The following is a 15,302-nucleotide window of genomic DNA, read 5'->3' on the forward strand; positions in this document are numbered from 1 at the left end:
GATAGCTGATAGCTGATAGCTGATAGCTGATAGCCAAAGTATGTTTTATTGCAATAGGTATACAAGGACTTTATAAACTTATTATTGAGGAAATAACAAGTGGCGGAGTGGACGGGACTCGAACCCGCGACCCCCGGCGTGACAGGCCGGTATTCTAACCAACTGAACTACCACTCCGCAGTGGTATGTGCATGGGGTAATGCACTTACTAATTTTATTACTGATATCAAGTGGCGGAGTGGACGGGACTCGAACCCGCGACCCCCGGCGTGACAGGCCGGTATTCTAACCAACTGAACTACCACTCCGCAGAGATATCATTATACTTGTTATTACTTAATTTGTTGGCGGAGTGGACGGGACTCGAACCCGCGACCCCCGGCGTGACAGGCCGGTATTCTAACCAACTGAACTACCACTCCAGCATACAAATTTTGTAATATAACATTGTTTAAATAGTTGGCGGAGTGGACGGGACTCGAACCCGCGACCCCCGGCGTGACAGGCCGGTATTCTAACCAACTGAACTACCACTCCAGCGCATATTTAAACTGTTATTTTTTCTTATTGGCGGAGTGGACGGGACTCGAACCCGCGACCCCCGGCGTGACAGGCCGGTATTCTAACCAACTGAACTACCACTCCATAATAAGAATATGTTTTACAACCATATGTTGTGTAAGTGTTGGCGGAGTGGACGGGACTCGAACCCGCGACCCCCGGCGTGACAGGCCGGTATTCTAACCAACTGAACTACCACTCCAGCGTCTACTTACAAATTGTCGAAAATTGGCGGAGTGGACGGGACTCGAACCCGCGACCCCCGGCGTGACAGGCCGGTATTCTAACCAACTGAACTACCACTCCACATTTTCGTTGCTGTCTGAGTCTCCCCTGACAGCGGCGTGAATAATACGAACCAACCCCTACTTCGTCAAGGGCTTTTTTGTTTTTTTACAGGTTTTTTAGTCATCTGACATCGAAAGGTTTAAAATTTCACCGGATCTATCACTTTTTGAACCATTTTTGTCGAGTTCTTTTTTTTCATTACTTTGCGGCTCATTTTCAACTGCTGTTTTTTTCTTCAAAAATGGTAAGTTGATTTTCGGCATGATTGATTTTTTCTGCACAAATACACGAATTGCTAACCAACCCAACAGCAAAACCAGTAAATTCCCGCCAACAATTAAACTAATAAATGTAATTGTTGCCATTGATTCGGCTTCCTTAGCAACTCTTTCTATTTCTTGTTGCTGTGCTGGGGTAATAATTGGTTCTGGTAATTCAGGCACCACTTCTATTGGTCGTTCTATTTCAAATTTATAGGTCGGTAAAGTCGCCATAAATTCGCGCCCATTAACATTAGTACCAAAAACAGACAGTTCAATACTGTATCGCCCCCAATCATAATTTTTAATCGTCAGCTGACGGGTCAAACTGTTTTTAGCATCAAGCGTAAACATTTGCTCTTCATTATTGGGGTAATAAATTTTACCTTGGATCAATACCGTATCTGGTTGCACTATTTGGTTATCGAGGGTAATGGTTAATTGATGTTCTTGCAGGTCATCTTCGGCTAAGGCGATTTCATAACTAAAGGGGGGTTCTTTAACTTCGATAAGATCTTGCACGACGGTGCGCTTTAATAATGGGGTTTCAATATATAGCTCTGGTCGCCATTGTCCGGCTGGGAAAACTAATTTAAATTCACCGGTAAAAATACCATCTTTAGGGCGCTCATCGAAACCACGGCCATCGTCTTTAAATTCAGCAACATTCTGAGTGCCAGCGCCAAAGTTTGCAAAGTCACTGTTATTGGTGCTAATAAAGTCAACATTTAAACTGACCACATCCCGAAACAAGCCCACTTGAATCGGCTCACCATCATTTAGTATTTGCCCTGTAATTTTAACTGTTTCGCCACGAAACAGTAATGGGGGTAATGGTTCGGCTTGTAATTCTACTTCTCCTAACACCACAATCCGGCTTTTCGGCAAAATACTACCAACGACCTGCCAAGGCCCAGGCATTGGCTGCTTAATAGTAATCAGATCATAACTTAGCTCATCAAACCATTGTAGGTTGTCATCTTTTCTCGCCGAGGTTGCATAATATTTACTGCCATCGGGTTTTACCAATACCACTGCTGGTGCACCGGGCTTGCGAAAAAATAATAAGGTGATTTCGTCAACTTTATAATCAATACGAAAACGATTTTCCAGTAAAGGAATTTCATTTTGCCGCCCATCGCGCTGCAGTAAGGTTATTTTATCTTCATTTGTTGCACTGCTGGTGTTTGGTAACATCATAACCAAACACACAACTAACATTATGCTTCTCATGTTTTGCCTTATTCGGCGCGCCATATACATTGACCACCGGCTTCGTTGACTATATTTAATCGCTCTTCGTGAGCGAGTTGCTCATCATTATTGGCTTGTAAGACCACCAGCGGTGGACGGTTTGAATCTAAACGACGCAGTTCTTTTTGTTGTTGCTCACTGCCTTGATTTTTATTTTGATTAAGATTGAGCTTTACCTGCCCCCCCGTCATCGCTAAATAAACGTCAGCTAAGATCTCAGAATCCAGTAGTGCGCCGTGTAAGGTACGCTTAGCGTTATCTACATCATAACGCCGGCATAACGCATCTAAGTTATTCTTCTGTCCTGGATGCAAGTCACGCGCCATTTTGAGGGTGTCGAGAACTTGGCAGTAATCATGGGTTTTTTGATAACCTTGATTGAGCAACGCAAATTCATTATCCATATGACCGACATCGAACGGCGCATTATGAATTACCAGCTCCGCCCCTCTAATATAGTCGAGAAACTCTTGAGCTATTTGATGGAATAACGGTTTATCACGTAAAAACTCATTAGTGATACCATGAACATCAATGGCTTCTTCGTCACTTTTGCGCTGTGGGTTGATATAAACGTGAAAGTTATTGCCGGTTAAACGACGATTCACTAATTCCACACAGCCAATTTCAATAATACGATGCCCTTGCTTAGGGTCGATGCCGGTGGTTTCTGTATCTAAAACTATTTGTCTACGTGCCATATCGAATTTAGCCTGACTCTGGTATCTTTCTATAATCACTTTATTGTACATAAGATCAAGGGAAAACAGTGCAAAAAACCGTAGAGATTTACACCGATGGCTCATGTTTAGGTAATCCGGGCCCCGGCGGTTATGGTATTTTTATGTTTTATAATGACCACGAAAAAAAATTAAGCCAAGGCTATACCCTCACCACCAATAATCGAATGGAAATGCTCGCAGCAATTGTTGCTCTTGAGAGTTTAAACCGCCCGTGTGAGATAAACCTCACCACCGACAGCCAATACGTGAAACAAGGTATTGAATCATGGCTTGCTAACTGGAAGAAGCGAGGCTGGAAAACGGCTGCTAAAAAACCAGTTAAAAATGTCGATTTATGGCAGCGTCTTGATGCAGCCTGCGCCCGTCATAATGTGACTTGGAAGTGGGTAAAAGGTCATAGCGGCAATAAATACAATGAAATTGTTGATGATTTGGCGCGTGATGCCGCTGGCAGTAAAGATTTATTAGTCGATGAAGGTTACAACCCTGAATAATATTAGTAGGTAATTCATCATAAACCATTTAACAACTTAGTTATATGATATAAGATTTGGATATATTAAATAATGGAGTTGTTAAATGGCTATCTCGATCGAGTCTTTTTTTCATCAGCAAAGTGCTACCTTTACTTATTTAGTGTCTTGCCAAACCACTAAATCTGCCATGTTGATCGATGCCCCTGCTGACTTTGATGCTGCTAGCTGTACGTTAAGTTTTCAAACCGCCGACGAGATCATTGCCCATATAAACGATAACCAACTTATTCTTGAGTGGGTTTTAGAAAGCCACGCCCATGCAGATCACATTACTGCCGCCAGTTATATAAAGCAGCAACTTGCGACATATCATCCTTGCAAGTTAGCAACGGGTAAAAAAATAATACAAGTGCAAGAACATTTTAGCCGCCTGTATAATATTAATATGCCATGTGATGGCAGCCCATTTGAACAGCTATTTACTGATAACGAGCATTTTGCACTGGGCGCACACAAGGTTACTGTATTAGCGACTCCAGGCCATACTCCAGACAGTGTGTGTTATTTAATTGAAGGCAACTTGTTTGTTGGTGACACATTTTTTATGCCCGATAGCGGTACTGCACGCTGTGATTTCCCAGGTGGCAGTGCCAAAACGCTTTATCAGTCACTGCAACGTATTTTAGCCCTGCCCGATGAAACTATTTTATGGATGTGCCACGACTATCAGCCGGGTGATCGCCCACTTGCCAATAAAACATCGGTACTCGAGCAGCGCACCAGTAATATTCATCTACAAGCCTCTGAGCAAGATTACATAACAACCCGTAGCGCCCGTGATGCAACACTCAGTGCACCTAAATTATTGCACCCAGCAATACAAATGAATATTCGCGCAGGCCAATTACCAAAAGCACAGCAAAACAGTCAGCGTTATTTAACGCTTCCGCTCACAGTGTTGCTTTGAGGTTTGCCGTAAACCAGCTCCTTTTACTGGAGCAAACTGTGGACGAGCGTGCCATTTAGGCTTTATGGGTGTCAAAGGCGCAACTCGTTTACGAGCGACCAACATATACACACTTCCCATGGGTTTTAGATATTGCTTGGTAAAACGTCGCCATGGCGCAAACCGCGATAAACGGTTGCCTCGTGCTAATGACGAATAAATAAAACGTTCATCACTGACTATTTCAAAACCTAATAGGTTAAGCCAATCTTTTACCCGTGCGGGAGTGAAAAAGCGTCCCGTCCATGGCAACTTTTGACCGCTAAAGGGCAACAACTGCGCAAGTCCACATAAACTAAATGGGTTAAACCCGGTGATCACCATATAGCCACCTGGTATTAAGGTGCGGTGTGCTTCACGTAATATATGATGCGGATCGGTGTGATACTCTAAGCAATGACTTAATATACAGGCATCAACACTGTGCTCGTAAAAAGGGAGTTCATCTATATCGGCAACAACACCTGTAAATGGTCCTGACTCTGCTACGCAGACTTGGTGTTTAATGGTACTTTTACTGGTATTAAGTTCGCCACTGAGATTACCGAGTTTTAACATGTGATAGCCAAACATCCGCGGTAACCACTTGGCCATTTTACGTTCTATATCACTACGTAAATAGTCACCATGAGGAAACTCTTGCCACGACAGTGGTTTGGGTCCTTCTTGAAAACTAAGGGCTGGTTTCATACGCTGAGCTCGTTATACTGTTTGATATCGTCACTTTATAGAGCAATGTCACATGGTGCAAGTCAAAGCAATTAAAGCCTTTTCTGATAATTACATTTGGTGCCTTAGCGATCCTACAAGTTCGCAAGCATGGGTAGTTGACCCAGGTCAAGCTGAACCAGTGTTAACTTATTTAAACCAAGCTGGTTTGACCTTAGCGGGTATTTTAGTTACCCATCATCATTATGATCATACTGATGGCGTAGCCGCTTTGTGTGAAAAATTTGTGGGCATTGATGTATATGGCCCACACAATAGTCCATTTAAAGGGATCACAAAACCATTAATGGACGCGGATAAGATAACCGTACTTGGGACAGAATTTTCAATCATAACAACACCTGGACATACCTTAGATCATATTTGCTATACCCACCCTGCTCTCGCTTTTACTGGCGATACATTATTCAGTGGTGGTTGCGGACGCTTATTTGAAGGAACAGCAGAGCAAATGTACCACTCATTTAACAAACTAAAAGCGCTACCGCATGATTGTAAAATTTATTGTACTCACGAATACACCCAAGCTAACTTAGCATTTGCATTAGCCGTTGAACCGGATAATCAAGACTTGCTCAACTATTCACACTGGGTTGACGAGCAACGTAACAACGACTTAATCACTTTGCCGAGTACTTTAGGGCAAGAGTTAAAAATAAACCCGTTTATGCGTAGCGAGCTGCCAAGCATTACCACGCTATTGCCAGCACAATTTAAAGGACTCAGAAAAAACTCAGCACAAAAAACTGAACCTTGGCAAAACTTCGCAGGTCTGAGAACCTGGAAAGATCATTTTTAATATAATAAACCTGCCCTGTAGTTAATAAATCTAAGCAGATTATTTAGTTAGCTGGTAAACAGCGGCATTGTTGCATATTTTAAACGGTCATAAAGTGGTAATACCGACTCATAACGGGTAGTATTCGCCGAGTTTTTTACCTGATGTATTGGTATTTATGAATAAATCCCCCCTCGTTTTAGCCTTGGCTTTAGTGCTAAGTGGTTGTCAAACCTTGACATCAACACAATCTGATGACGCTATCGTCAATCAAGCAGAGCAGCCACAACTTAATGGCGCCAGCCCACACGATATCAGTGAAGCATTGATGATCAATGCACAATACCAACAAGTTAACGACTTGGATGATGCACCACCCGTTTTTGATGATGTGTGGGAGCGAATTCGTTACCAATTATCAATTGAAGTGCCGCAAAATCGCCCAGTTGTCACTGAGCGTAATTATTATGCTAAACATCAAGCTTATCTAGATCGCATCTCAAAACGCGCGGAACCTTATCTACATTTTATTGTAGAAGAAGTTGAAAAGCGTGATATGCCAATTGAAATAGCATTACTGCCTATTGTTGAAAGTGCCTTTGACCCGTTTGGCTACTCATACCGAAGTGCATCGGGTATTTGGCAATTTATGCCACAAACTGGTGAGCGTTTTGATTTAAAGCAAAACTGGTGGTACGACGGTCGTCGTGACATTGTACAATCAACCCGTGCGGCGCTTGATTATCTATCTTATTTACATAAAACCTTAGAGGGTGATTGGCTCAACGCCATTGCGGCCTATAACTCAGGTGAAGGGCGTTTATTACGCGCCATAAAAAAGAACCGTAAAAAGCACTTGCCTACTGATTTTTGGTCTCTTGATTTACCAAGTGAAACCACCGCCTATGTGCCAAAGCTATTAGCATTATCAGATTTACTAAAACGCCAAGATGACTTTGGGGTAAAGTGGAACCCGATTATCAATGCACAAGTTGTTGAAGCCGTTGATATAGGTTCACAAATTGATTTAGCACTTGCTGCGGATATGGCTGACATTAGCCTGACTGAATTGTATCGTTTAAATCCTGGCTTTAATCGCTGGGCAACGGATCCAAATGGTCCTCACTTTTTATTATTACCAACAGACAAAATTGAGCAGTTTCAACAGTTATTAGCTAAAACAGCGATGAAAGATCGTCTGCGTTGGCAACAGTATATTGTCGCAAGCGGTGACAGCTTATCGGTAATTGCGAAGAAGTTTGCCACCAGCACCAGCGCTATCAAATCACTCAATAAACTAAAGTCAAATACCATTCGTATTGGTCAGCAATTATTAGTGCCGTTAAGTGACGGTGCAATTAATAGCGAACACCTACCAAAACAAATGCGTATGGCGGTGAATAACAATAGTCAAAAGAAACTGTCTCATACGGTTAAAAGTGGCGACACTTTATGGGATATAAGCCGAGAGTACGATGTAACCATTAATGAACTCGCTAGCTGGAATAAACTTAAAAAGAATAGTGTATTACGTTTAGGCCAAAAGTTAACGGTTTATCAGAGCCCTAAGACCCCTAAGACGGCGTTAGTCAGTACCGAGCGGACAATCACCTATAAAGTTCGCCGTGGTGACTCTCTGGCTCGCATCGCAGCTAAGTTTAACTTAACAGTAAACGATATTATCAAATGGAATAACTTAGCAGGACAAAAGTACTTACAACCAGGGCAAAAGTTAAAGCTTAAAGTGGACGTAAAAAGCACCTAAGCGAAATAATACAGACAATAAAAAAGAGCGTTTTCGCTCTTTTTTATTGTCTAATGAGGTAACTTAGCTAACCACTCTTGGAGCCATGGCTGAGTTACTGGCCAAGGTTCAAAATCTTCACAGGCATCAATTTCTAAACGATGGCCGATAGGTTGTGCTTGTAAGTCACGAAATAACTCATCAAAACTTCGCCCTGCACCACAAAACGTATCACCATAACTTCGGTCGCCCATAGCGATAATACCGTATGGCTTAGCAGTTAACATAGGAAAAGTGCTATTCAACTCGTTAAAAAAACCAGCAAGGTTGTCAGGAATATCACCTTGCCCGGTAGTTGAAGTGATAACTAAAATATGTGTGGCTTGTTGAATATCTGCAATGGTTGGTTGATCGACTAAATTTACGCTGTGCCCTGCTTGTTCTATTGCGTCAATAACTTCGTCACTTAAACGCTCGGCACCGCCATATACACTGCCTACAAATATGCTAATCGTTGCCATTAATAATCCCTCTCTTGATGTGGCCAGCCAAGCTGTTGACAAATAGTGAGCATTTCTTCACCTAGCGGCGCTTTAATATTGATCTGTTGTTGAGTATAAGGGTGCACAAAATTAAGCTCAGTTGCAAATAACATTAATCGACGTAATGCAAAATGCTCTCTAAAAAATTGGTTATGCTGATTATCACCATGATTAACATCACCAATTATAGGCAGTGATAAATGTTTTAAGTGACGGCGGATTTGATGCTTACGACCAGTTTTAGGAAAGCACTCCACCAGCGAATAGCGCACTGTTGGGTATTTATCAATTGGTATCGGTAACGTTGCTTGCTGCAAGCAGTTAAACAGAGTTTGTGCCTCTTGTGGGGCTTTATTTTGATCAGCAAACTTATCCGCAATTTTATCCAGCTGTTCTTTTAGTGGCTTATCTAAAAACACCGACTCCGGCGCAAAACCACGCACTAACGCGAGATAGCGTTTAGAGATTTGATTATCAATAAATAACTGATTAATGTCCCGTGCAGCTTCAGAGCTCAATGCAAACAGTAAGACGCCCGATGTAGGCCTATCTAAACGATGCACAGGGAACACATGCTGGCCAATTTGATCGCGCAGCATCTGCATCGCAAATTGTGTTTCATGTTTATCTAAAAATGATCTGTGTACTAATAAACCAGAAGGCTTATTAATTGCGATATAGTTTTCATCACGGTATAAAATTTCAAGCTCAGCAAATTCAATTGGCTCAGGGCGTTCACTCATGGCTGCTTCCTAGTACATTATCAAACTCTGTGAGTAACGCGATGATGGCATCGCCTCCAGCCTTTTCAGTAAGCATTAACTCAGCCATCGGTGCAATTGCAAAATTACTCGGTAACGGCTGCTGTTTAGCAACTAACATTTGCATTTTTTCAATAAATACAAATTGTAACCACTGCTCAAACGCCATAGTATCGTGACAAAATGGCACTGTTGAGTTTAACGCTTGCGGATCAATTGGAGTATTTTGCCAAAGTTGATGCTGTTTTAATAAGTCTTCGAGTTGCGTTAAGTAAGTTTGGGTCTGTTGGTACATAACCACCCTTGTTGATTATCATTGCTTGATTATACCCTGTTCCCACATGGCCTGCTATGGCGTATAATTTAACGAATTTTGCAGTAAAAAATCAGTGGATCATTATGACCGAGCAGATCGCAACCTTAGGGCAATTACTTGATGGCGCAGGTACAAATTGGCGCGCTTTTGATATTGGCAGACATATTACCAAGCTAGATAAAAAGCAATTTTTAGCCATTGAGCAAGCACAGATCCCCTATCCTTACCCGCTCGCAGGCAATGCATGGTTAGCTATTCAGTTTTGGGATAGCAAAGCCAGTAGCGAGCCCTACGTGTGGTTTTTAAAGTTTCCAGTTGATGAGCAAAGCAAACTGGTATGCGCCAGTCGCGATCACTTTGCCAATATGGTGATAGAAGCACTTGGCAATGATTTGACCGGCGAGCAAGCCGACGGGAAGCTTGATAATAACCCATATGTGTTTACACCTAACGCAAATAAACTAGCTGCATTTAATGCACAGTTAAAAGTGTTATTAAAACAACCTGCCTCACAATATTATGAGTACACCCAACTGTATTTTAGTGGCAAACTAGGGTTTGATAATTGGCAAAGTGTTGCAGTACAGGGGATTGCTGATTTTGCATTACGCTTAGATAGCGATAAAAATCTAGCGTCATTACAACAAGCCTGGGAGCAACTGCCAGCTGAAGTGTTACAACCGCTCAGCGCAATGCTTGAACATGTTGAAATACCGCCGGTATTTAGTCAACAGTTGTTAAGCTACGCCCAGCAAGCCATTGCGCAAAAAGATACCTTAGCACTGTGTTGTGCCCTACGTGCAATGTCAAAAGCACAAGCGCAAACACTTACGGTACAATTAGTGGATACTCTTTTAGATTCAGAAATCGCCACAGAATCGGATGTTTTACTGACCATTGCAGGACGTTGTTTTAACTTGCTCACTGATCCCGAGCGGTTACATATTTTTATGGACAATTGCGCCCACCATCAGCAAATTGAAGAGCTTTTCCCAAGTATTTTTGCTGACTTAGTTGCAATACCGAGTATTCGACCACACCTATTAGGTTTACTTCGCAAAGAAAATCGCAGCGAAACCCTCGCGCGAGCAATTGGAAGGTTATTCTCGTAAATGGCAAGTTTATGGACATTCATTATCATTGGTGGTGTGATTTATCTTTTTTGGCTTAATCGTAAAGTTGCTGAAGCTGCCAACGCACACGCAAAACGTCAAAGCGACCAGCTACAAGTGCAATTAATGAGTGTCGCCTGCACTAAACGCCGCTTTGGCCTTTTAAAAAGCGGCAAACCTGGTATCAAAAGCGAGTTTATTTTTGAATTTTCCAGTGATGGTGAAAGCGTTTATCAAGGGGTGTTATTTATGGAAAATGAAATGCTGAAAAGCGTTTTAGTGCCGCCGCATAAGATTTAGTAGTGAGTTAGTGAGTTAGCAAGTTTGCGAGTTAGAAAGTTAGCGAGTTTGCGAGTTAGCAAGTTAGAAAGTTAGCGAGTTATCAGCGCACACTGATATTTAATCATTTTACGTTAACTATAAAAAACTAAGGCGTAACATATAGTTACGCCCCAATCTGACTTCGTCCATAATAAGGCATCCATACCTACGCCGAAGCTACCATTTTTATCTATCCCCTGAACGGGTATATATCCAAATACACCCTCACATTGCATCTATGCAATATCCTACACATCCTAGTGTTATCCTCTTTGCCTACCTGGCCGTCCTGCGTTTCCAAACGCTCCTATTACTTCCTGTAATATAATCCTTTGGGCTATCCTTATCATTAGCTCCGCTAATGTACTGCATCCTCGCAGTGTCCTAACTCATCCTTGCATCCGTGTTAACTTGTCCATTTGCTTCCTGCTAAGCATCTTGCTTAATTGCCATAATCCGTTTCCTTGGCAGCAGCTCATTCATTGAGTCTGTGTCGTCTTGACAAAGTAAAGTTTAAAGCAAAGTGGACTCAGCGGTAGTCATAAATAATAATAATTTTCATGTAACAAATTTGCAAAAAAAATTTTTTTACTATAAAACAGTTTGTTACGATGAAATCAATCATGATCACAGCGATATAAAAGGCTTAAGCGCACGATAATGTAAGATATCTCTCACAGTGACATTTCCATTATGGCGCTTTATCTTAAATCAATGCTGTTGAGCTGATTTAAATAGCAGTTCACCTTGTACATTGTTAAAAGTCAGTTGTTGTAAGTGCACAAAACCTTCACTGGCAAAAAACGCGGTATGTTTATCTTGGGTTACAAATACAGCCATACCCGATGCAGCTGGATTACCGCTAACTAAATCATTCAAGCCACGAAGTAGATGACGGCCGAGGCCTTCACCATGAAAATGAGGATCAACTGCAATAAAGGCTAAAAAATAGTAGTTTCCTTGTGCTGCGAGCGCATTACGGATCGTTTGCTCTTTTTCAATTAATTGATTTGTTTGCAAATAGCCAGCACTAAGCATTAACTTTAAACGCCAGTGCCAATAGCGCTGTGCTTGCAGCTGACTTGATGATTCGAATACACACGCAACCGCTTTTAAACGATCATTTTTATATAAACCAATCAGCGGCTGTTTTTCTTGCCAAAAAGTACTGAGCTCTTCACGGATCAGAGCACGTAATTTTTTTTCATAAACGGCTTTATTCGCCTCACTATAATTGAGCATTGGTTGCAATAGCGGATCATCATGATAAGCTTGATAGATTAAGCTCGCAGCAATACTAATGTCTTCTGCAGCAATATATTGAACTCGAAATGTCTCATTTTCAGTCTCAACTGTCATAGCTAGTCCTTTTTATTATTTTGATTTTTTGTACATCAGCAACTATAGGTATATTCCTATCTGCGTTAAAAGGCAAATTCAGCGGGTGTTAAACTCTAACAACCCATCATAAAGTTCTATAACTGTTTTACTGTTACCATCAAGGAGCATGACATGGATACCACTAAACACGATATCAATACATTATTCAAACAACTCGGCTTACCAAGTTCAGAGGCTGAGATTGACACTTTCATTGCTGCTCATTCATTACCCGCCACAACATTATTACAAGACGCCCCTTTTTGGGATCAAGCACAACAACATTTTATTGCTGAATCATTAGCAGAAGATGGTGATTGGAGTGAAGTGATTGACGAACTGGATGTACGTTTACGTCAGCAGTAAAAGTATTTGGCTACGGCCAACCACCTGTTATTATACCCGGCGCAGCACATGTTAGTGCTATGCCTTACTTTAAAGAGTTTAAAAATCGAATGAATGCTGTTGTTTTTGATGCAATTAAAGCCCTTCTTGATGAAGGCAAAATTCCTACTGTAGCTTTAACTAAAAGTAAACTGACACAACCTATTCCATTGCCTGTTATTATTGCTGCTGTTAGCCAATATAAAAATAACCCTGATTCTATCCATAATTTAGCAAAACAACCTCAGCAAAAAAGTGAGACTATAGATAACTCTAGTCAACTTGATCGCATCGAAGCAAAACTAGACCGCTTACTAGCACTACTTGAAAAATAATAAATTAGAGATCCATCATGTTTGTTGTTGATTTAACGTTTGATTGTTACCAAGACACGACCCTTGAAAATGCCGAACAAGCGATAAACCGCTTAGTTAATGCACTGCGCTTTAATGGGCAAATAATGGGAGAAGAATTCCCAACAGTATTAAAAGATGGCTACTTTGTAACGCGTGTTATGTGTCCCACTGATGATGCAATGCACCCGCTCAACAACAGTCCATTTGTAAAACACAGCATTGATAAATTACATAGCGCTGGATTGCTGGCACCAAAAGTAAAAGTGATCGGCCAAGATATTCACTCTAATGGTGCAGATGAGTGTCATGAGCCGTCCAGCTATATTTTATATACAACCTATGTGCATACATGTAGTCCGCTGTATTGCGGTGATGATTTTTTACCCGTTCCGTTGTTTAAAATACCCGCTATTGCCAATGGTGATTATAAAACTTTAATAAAATGGCAAGAAGACTGGCAAGCTTGCGACCAAATTCAAATTAATGGTGCAACACGTTGTGAATTTCCTGCATTAGATGAAATATCAAACATTGATAGCGATCTTTCTCGTCGCGGTAAAGATATTGCCAAACGTGTTAGCTTTTTAACTAAAAAGCCAGTTTATTATTATTTGTATCGGGTTGGTGGCAAAGACAAAGCATCTGAGCTTGAACGTAAATGCCCAGGCTGTAATAACGATTGGAAGTTACCTGAATCATGGTTTGGCTTATTTGATTTTAGGTGTGAACCATGTGGTTTAGTGTCTAATATATCGTGGGATTTTCAGTAATAAAAACAAAAGGGAACTGCAGTTCCCTTTTTTAGCATTGTTATATTTCAAGTGCTGCAATAAACTCTCCAAGATTAGCCGCTAAGGTATGATGCGGTTTCTTTCCGACATACTCCAAACATACTTCACCTGAAGAAATTAATACTGATACTAATAAATCGTCTTGATCCGTTAAGCCTATAAATACCGTTGGCTCTTGCTTAAGCTTACGCTTCATCAATACATGCCCGGTTATATTTTGCTGCAGTAAATCAAAGTCATCTTCATTCCAAGCTTGCAGTAACTCCACGCTATGTTGGTTTATTTTGGCAGTAATTGCTCCTGCGAAAAACGCGCCATAATACTCATTCAGTGCTTGTGGAAACTCAACCTCAAGGGCTGCTGCTAAATCAGTTAAAGAGCCTGTAGGACTGCGACGCGTCGCCTGCCATTGGATCATACCATTTGCATCCGCACTGCCAACCTCACAAGGGCTTGACCAATCACTGTCGTGCTCAATACATGGTAATGAATCTGTTTGCTCTAACTGGCGCTGGGCAAATCGTTGATGAAGTTGTTCTAATTCTGTAGCAATACTCATACTGTGAAACTCATAAGCTTTAGGTATAATGGCGCTATTGTAACTATAAAAGACGTAACATGACAGATTACAGCAATTCACCTGAACTAAAAGGCAGCGTACTTGGCCAATCAACCGAGTATGTAGATACCTACACACCGAGCTTATTGTTTCCGATCGCACGTAAACTTAACCGCGATGATTTAAATATTGATGAAAGTGCCTTACCCTTTAAGGGTCAAGATCTTTGGACTGGCTATGAGCTATCGTGGTTAAACGCAAAAGGTAAACCTGTGGTTGCCGTGGCCACCTTTGAATTTCCTTGTCAAAGTAGCCATATCATTGAATCAAAGTCTTTTAAGTTATATTTAAATAGCTTTAATCAAAGCCGTTTTGATTCAATTGATGACGTACAGGCTATTCTAACTGCGGATCTATCGACAGCAGTAGCAAAGCCCGTCAATGTTACTTTGTACAGCCCGAGTGATTATAACTGTTTACCCTGTACGCCGTTGCCTGGTGAGTGCATTGACGACTTAGACATTGAAATTGATAACTACCATTTACATGCTAACTCTTTACAAGCGGTCGCGACAAATACAGTGACTGAAACACTGCACAGTCACTTATTAAAATCTAATTGCTTGATCACCTCACAACCTGACTGGGCGAGTATTATTATTCGCTATACCGGTGAGCAAGTATGTAAAGAGTCTTTATTGCGGTATTTGATTTCTTTTCGTACTCATAATGAGTTTCATGAGCAATGTGTTGAGCGTATTTATTGTGACTTAATCACGCAATTGAAGATTACCAAGCTTGAAGTTTATGCCCGTTACACCCGACGTGGTGGCCTTGATATCAACCCATATCGATCCACAGATCACGATACAATACCATTTAACGTGAAAATAAACCGCCAATAATAGTCATTTTATTGTATAGAACCCCGAGCCCGCTCG

General features: G+C 41.3%; 18 protein-coding genes and 7 tRNA genes. 10 read left to right on the plus strand and 15 right to left on the minus strand.

All coding sequences use genetic code 11. The features are described from left to right. Positions 1 to 100: 100 nt before the first annotated feature. The 9 genes from H5182_RS18480 to dnaQ form a co-directional block, all read right to left on the minus strand. Positions 101 to 177 (minus strand) — tRNA-Asp (locus H5182_RS18480). Positions 178 to 231: 54 nt separating this feature from the next. Then, positions 232 to 308 (minus strand) — tRNA-Asp (locus tag H5182_RS18485). Positions 309 to 345: 37 nt separating this feature from the next. After that, a tRNA-Asp gene (locus H5182_RS18490) sits at positions 346 to 422 on the minus strand. A 38-nt stretch (positions 423 to 460) separates the two neighbouring features. Further along, positions 461 to 537: transfer RNA gene (locus H5182_RS18495), tRNA-Asp, on the minus strand. 31 nt (positions 538 to 568) lie between these two features. After that, positions 569 to 645 (minus strand) — tRNA-Asp (locus H5182_RS18500). 41 nt (positions 646 to 686) lie between these two features. Further along, a tRNA-Asp gene (locus tag H5182_RS18505) sits at positions 687 to 763 on the minus strand. Between the two features lie 27 nt (positions 764 to 790). Beyond that, a tRNA-Asp gene (locus H5182_RS18510) sits at positions 791 to 867 on the minus strand. Positions 868 to 965: 98 nt separating this feature from the next. After that, the gene (locus H5182_RS18515; protein ID WP_149982935.1) at positions 966 to 2,342 is read right to left on the minus strand and encodes a TIGR03503 family protein; all 1,377 of its coding nucleotides are present in this window, start codon (positions 2,340 to 2,342) and stop codon (positions 966 to 968) included. Positions 2,343 to 2,350: 8 nt separating this feature from the next. Continuing rightward, positions 2,351 to 3,064 (minus strand): DNA polymerase III subunit epsilon, encoded by a 714-nt coding sequence (dnaQ, locus tag H5182_RS18520; RefSeq protein WP_145241655.1) that lies wholly within the window; start codon positions 3,062 to 3,064, stop codon positions 2,351 to 2,353. A gap of 68 nt (positions 3,065 to 3,132) precedes the next feature. On the opposite strand from dnaQ, the gene rnhA reads away from it, so the two are divergent. Both rnhA and H5182_RS18530 read left to right on the plus strand, forming a co-directional pair. After that, the gene (rnhA, locus tag H5182_RS18525) at positions 3,133 to 3,600 is read left to right on the plus strand and encodes a ribonuclease HI (protein WP_145241653.1); all 468 of its coding nucleotides are present in this window, start codon (positions 3,133 to 3,135) and stop codon (positions 3,598 to 3,600) included. An 85-nt stretch (positions 3,601 to 3,685) separates the two neighbouring features. After that, positions 3,686 to 4,549, plus strand: coding sequence for an MBL fold metallo-hydrolase (locus H5182_RS18530; protein ID WP_145241651.1), 864 nt, complete (start codon positions 3,686 to 3,688; stop codon positions 4,547 to 4,549). On the opposite strand, the gene H5182_RS18535 is transcribed toward H5182_RS18530, so the two are convergent. Then, a complete protein-coding gene (locus H5182_RS18535; protein ID WP_145241649.1) occupies positions 4,520 to 5,278 on the minus strand; it encodes a class I SAM-dependent methyltransferase in 759 nt (252 codons plus the stop codon). The two genes, H5182_RS18530 and H5182_RS18535, sit on opposite strands and share 30 nt — an antisense overlap. A gap of 52 nt (positions 5,279 to 5,330) precedes the next feature. Here H5182_RS18535 and gloB point away from each other — a divergent pair, with 52 nt between their 5' ends. Beyond that, positions 5,331 to 6,116: a hydroxyacylglutathione hydrolase gene (gloB, locus tag H5182_RS18540; protein ID WP_145241647.1), complete on the plus strand. Its 786-nt coding sequence runs from the start codon at positions 5,331 to 5,333 to the stop codon at positions 6,114 to 6,116. 157 nt (positions 6,117 to 6,273) lie between these two features. Then, positions 6,274 to 7,860, plus strand: coding sequence for a LysM peptidoglycan-binding domain-containing protein (locus H5182_RS18545; protein ID WP_182760426.1), 1,587 nt, complete (start codon positions 6,274 to 6,276; stop codon positions 7,858 to 7,860). Positions 7,861 to 7,910: 50 nt separating this feature from the next. Here H5182_RS18545 and H5182_RS18550 read toward each other — a convergent pair whose 3' ends face one another. Genes H5182_RS18550 through H5182_RS18560 form a run of 3 tightly spaced genes read right to left on the minus strand, consistent with a single transcriptional unit; the run spans position 7,911 to position 9,437 of the window. After that, positions 7,911 to 8,360, minus strand: coding sequence for a flavodoxin (locus H5182_RS18550; protein ID WP_182731914.1), 450 nt, complete (start codon positions 8,358 to 8,360; stop codon positions 7,911 to 7,913). After that, on the minus strand, positions 8,360 to 9,124 hold the full coding sequence (gene truC / locus H5182_RS18555; protein WP_145241641.1) for a tRNA pseudouridine(65) synthase TruC: 765 nt from the start codon (positions 9,122 to 9,124) through the stop codon (positions 8,360 to 8,362). Before truC ends, H5182_RS18550 begins: the two co-directional genes overlap by 1 nt. Further along, the gene (locus H5182_RS18560) at positions 9,117 to 9,437 is read right to left on the minus strand and encodes a YqcC family protein (RefSeq protein WP_182731913.1); all 321 of its coding nucleotides are present in this window, start codon (positions 9,435 to 9,437) and stop codon (positions 9,117 to 9,119) included. Before H5182_RS18560 ends, truC begins: the two co-directional genes overlap by 8 nt. Before the next feature lie 104 nt (positions 9,438 to 9,541). On the opposite strand from H5182_RS18560, the gene H5182_RS18565 reads away from it, so the two are divergent. Both H5182_RS18565 and H5182_RS18570 read left to right on the plus strand, forming a co-directional pair. Beyond that, complete coding sequence (locus H5182_RS18565; RefSeq protein ID WP_182760427.1) at positions 9,542 to 10,570, plus strand: DUF3549 family protein; 1,029 nt, start codon at positions 9,542 to 9,544, stop codon at positions 10,568 to 10,570. Then, positions 10,571 to 10,870, plus strand: coding sequence for a DUF3301 domain-containing protein (locus H5182_RS18570; protein ID WP_145241637.1), 300 nt, complete (start codon positions 10,571 to 10,573; stop codon positions 10,868 to 10,870). 732 nt (positions 10,871 to 11,602) lie between these two features. Here H5182_RS18570 and H5182_RS18575 read toward each other — a convergent pair. Further along, the gene (locus H5182_RS18575) at positions 11,603 to 12,250 is read right to left on the minus strand and encodes a GNAT family N-acetyltransferase (RefSeq protein ID WP_145241634.1); all 648 of its coding nucleotides are present in this window, start codon (positions 12,248 to 12,250) and stop codon (positions 11,603 to 11,605) included. Between the two features lie 153 nt (positions 12,251 to 12,403). Between H5182_RS18575 and H5182_RS18580 the strand changes: the two genes are divergently transcribed. From H5182_RS18580 to H5182_RS18590, 3 genes are all read left to right on the plus strand, one after another. Then, a complete protein-coding gene (locus H5182_RS18580) occupies positions 12,404 to 12,637 on the plus strand; it encodes a DUF2789 domain-containing protein (protein WP_145241632.1) in 234 nt (77 codons plus the stop codon). 89 nt (positions 12,638 to 12,726) lie between these two features. Then, positions 12,727 to 12,990: a hypothetical protein gene (locus H5182_RS18585; RefSeq protein ID WP_145241630.1), complete on the plus strand. Its 264-nt coding sequence runs from the start codon at positions 12,727 to 12,729 to the stop codon at positions 12,988 to 12,990. A gap of 17 nt (positions 12,991 to 13,007) precedes the next feature. Further along, positions 13,008 to 13,781 carry a Zn-ribbon-containing protein gene (locus H5182_RS18590; RefSeq protein ID WP_182731912.1) on the plus strand — a complete coding sequence of 258 codons (774 nt, stop codon included), beginning with the start codon at positions 13,008 to 13,010 and terminating at the stop codon, positions 13,779 to 13,781. Between the two features lie 40 nt (positions 13,782 to 13,821). On the opposite strand, the gene syd is transcribed toward H5182_RS18590, so the two are convergent. After that, positions 13,822 to 14,361: a SecY-interacting protein gene (gene syd, locus H5182_RS18595; RefSeq protein WP_182731911.1), complete on the minus strand. Its 540-nt coding sequence runs from the start codon at positions 14,359 to 14,361 to the stop codon at positions 13,822 to 13,824. Between the two features lie 59 nt (positions 14,362 to 14,420). Here syd and queF point away from each other — a divergent pair, with 59 nt between their 5' ends. Then, complete coding sequence (queF, locus tag H5182_RS18600; protein ID WP_182717945.1) at positions 14,421 to 15,266, plus strand: NADPH-dependent 7-cyano-7-deazaguanine reductase QueF; 846 nt, start codon at positions 14,421 to 14,423, stop codon at positions 15,264 to 15,266. Positions 15,267 to 15,302: the final 36 nt, after the last annotated feature.

Source organism: Pseudoalteromonas sp. SG44-17, assembly GCF_014164235.1.
GTDB classification, from domain to species: Bacteria; Pseudomonadota; Gammaproteobacteria; order Enterobacterales; family Alteromonadaceae; genus Pseudoalteromonas; species Pseudoalteromonas rhizosphaerae.

Excerpts from the sequence above, each read along its gene's own strand:
- H5182_RS18530 (WP_145241651.1), top strand. The coding sequence starts at position 3,686 with ATGGCTATCTCGATCGAGTCTTTTTTTCATCAGCAAAGTGCTACCTTT.
- H5182_RS18515 (WP_149982935.1), bottom strand. The coding sequence starts at position 2,342 with ATGAGAAGCATAATGTTAGTTGTGTGTTTGGTTATGATGTTACCAAAC.
- H5182_RS18580 (WP_145241632.1), top strand. The coding sequence starts at position 12,404 with ATGGATACCACTAAACACGATATCAATACATTATTCAAACAACTCGGC.
- H5182_RS18545 (WP_182760426.1), top strand. The coding sequence starts at position 6,274 with ATGAATAAATCCCCCCTCGTTTTAGCCTTGGCTTTAGTGCTAAGTGGT.
- H5182_RS18560 (WP_182731913.1), bottom strand. The coding sequence starts at position 9,437 with ATGTACCAACAGACCCAAACTTACTTAACGCAACTCGAAGACTTATTA.
- H5182_RS18535 (WP_145241649.1), bottom strand. The coding sequence starts at position 5,278 with ATGAAACCAGCCCTTAGTTTTCAAGAAGGACCCAAACCACTGTCGTGG.
- H5182_RS18585 (WP_145241630.1), top strand. The coding sequence starts at position 12,727 with ATGAATGCTGTTGTTTTTGATGCAATTAAAGCCCTTCTTGATGAAGGC.
- H5182_RS18550 (WP_182731914.1), bottom strand. The coding sequence starts at position 8,360 with ATGGCAACGATTAGCATATTTGTAGGCAGTGTATATGGCGGTGCCGAG.
- syd (WP_182731911.1), bottom strand. The coding sequence starts at position 14,361 with ATGAGTATTGCTACAGAATTAGAACAACTTCATCAACGATTTGCCCAG.
- gloB (WP_145241647.1), top strand. The coding sequence starts at position 5,331 with ATGGTGCAAGTCAAAGCAATTAAAGCCTTTTCTGATAATTACATTTGG.
- H5182_RS18565 (WP_182760427.1), top strand. The coding sequence starts at position 9,542 with ATGACCGAGCAGATCGCAACCTTAGGGCAATTACTTGATGGCGCAGGT.
- H5182_RS18575 (WP_145241634.1), bottom strand. The coding sequence starts at position 12,250 with ATGACAGTTGAGACTGAAAATGAGACATTTCGAGTTCAATATATTGCT.
- H5182_RS18590 (WP_182731912.1), top strand. The coding sequence starts at position 13,008 with ATGTTTGTTGTTGATTTAACGTTTGATTGTTACCAAGACACGACCCTT.
- truC (WP_145241641.1), bottom strand. The coding sequence starts at position 9,124 with ATGAGTGAACGCCCTGAGCCAATTGAATTTGCTGAGCTTGAAATTTTA.
- dnaQ (WP_145241655.1), bottom strand. The coding sequence starts at position 3,064 with ATGGCACGTAGACAAATAGTTTTAGATACAGAAACCACCGGCATCGAC.
- H5182_RS18570 (WP_145241637.1), top strand. The coding sequence starts at position 10,571 with ATGGCAAGTTTATGGACATTCATTATCATTGGTGGTGTGATTTATCTT.
- queF (WP_182717945.1), top strand. The coding sequence starts at position 14,421 with ATGACAGATTACAGCAATTCACCTGAACTAAAAGGCAGCGTACTTGGC.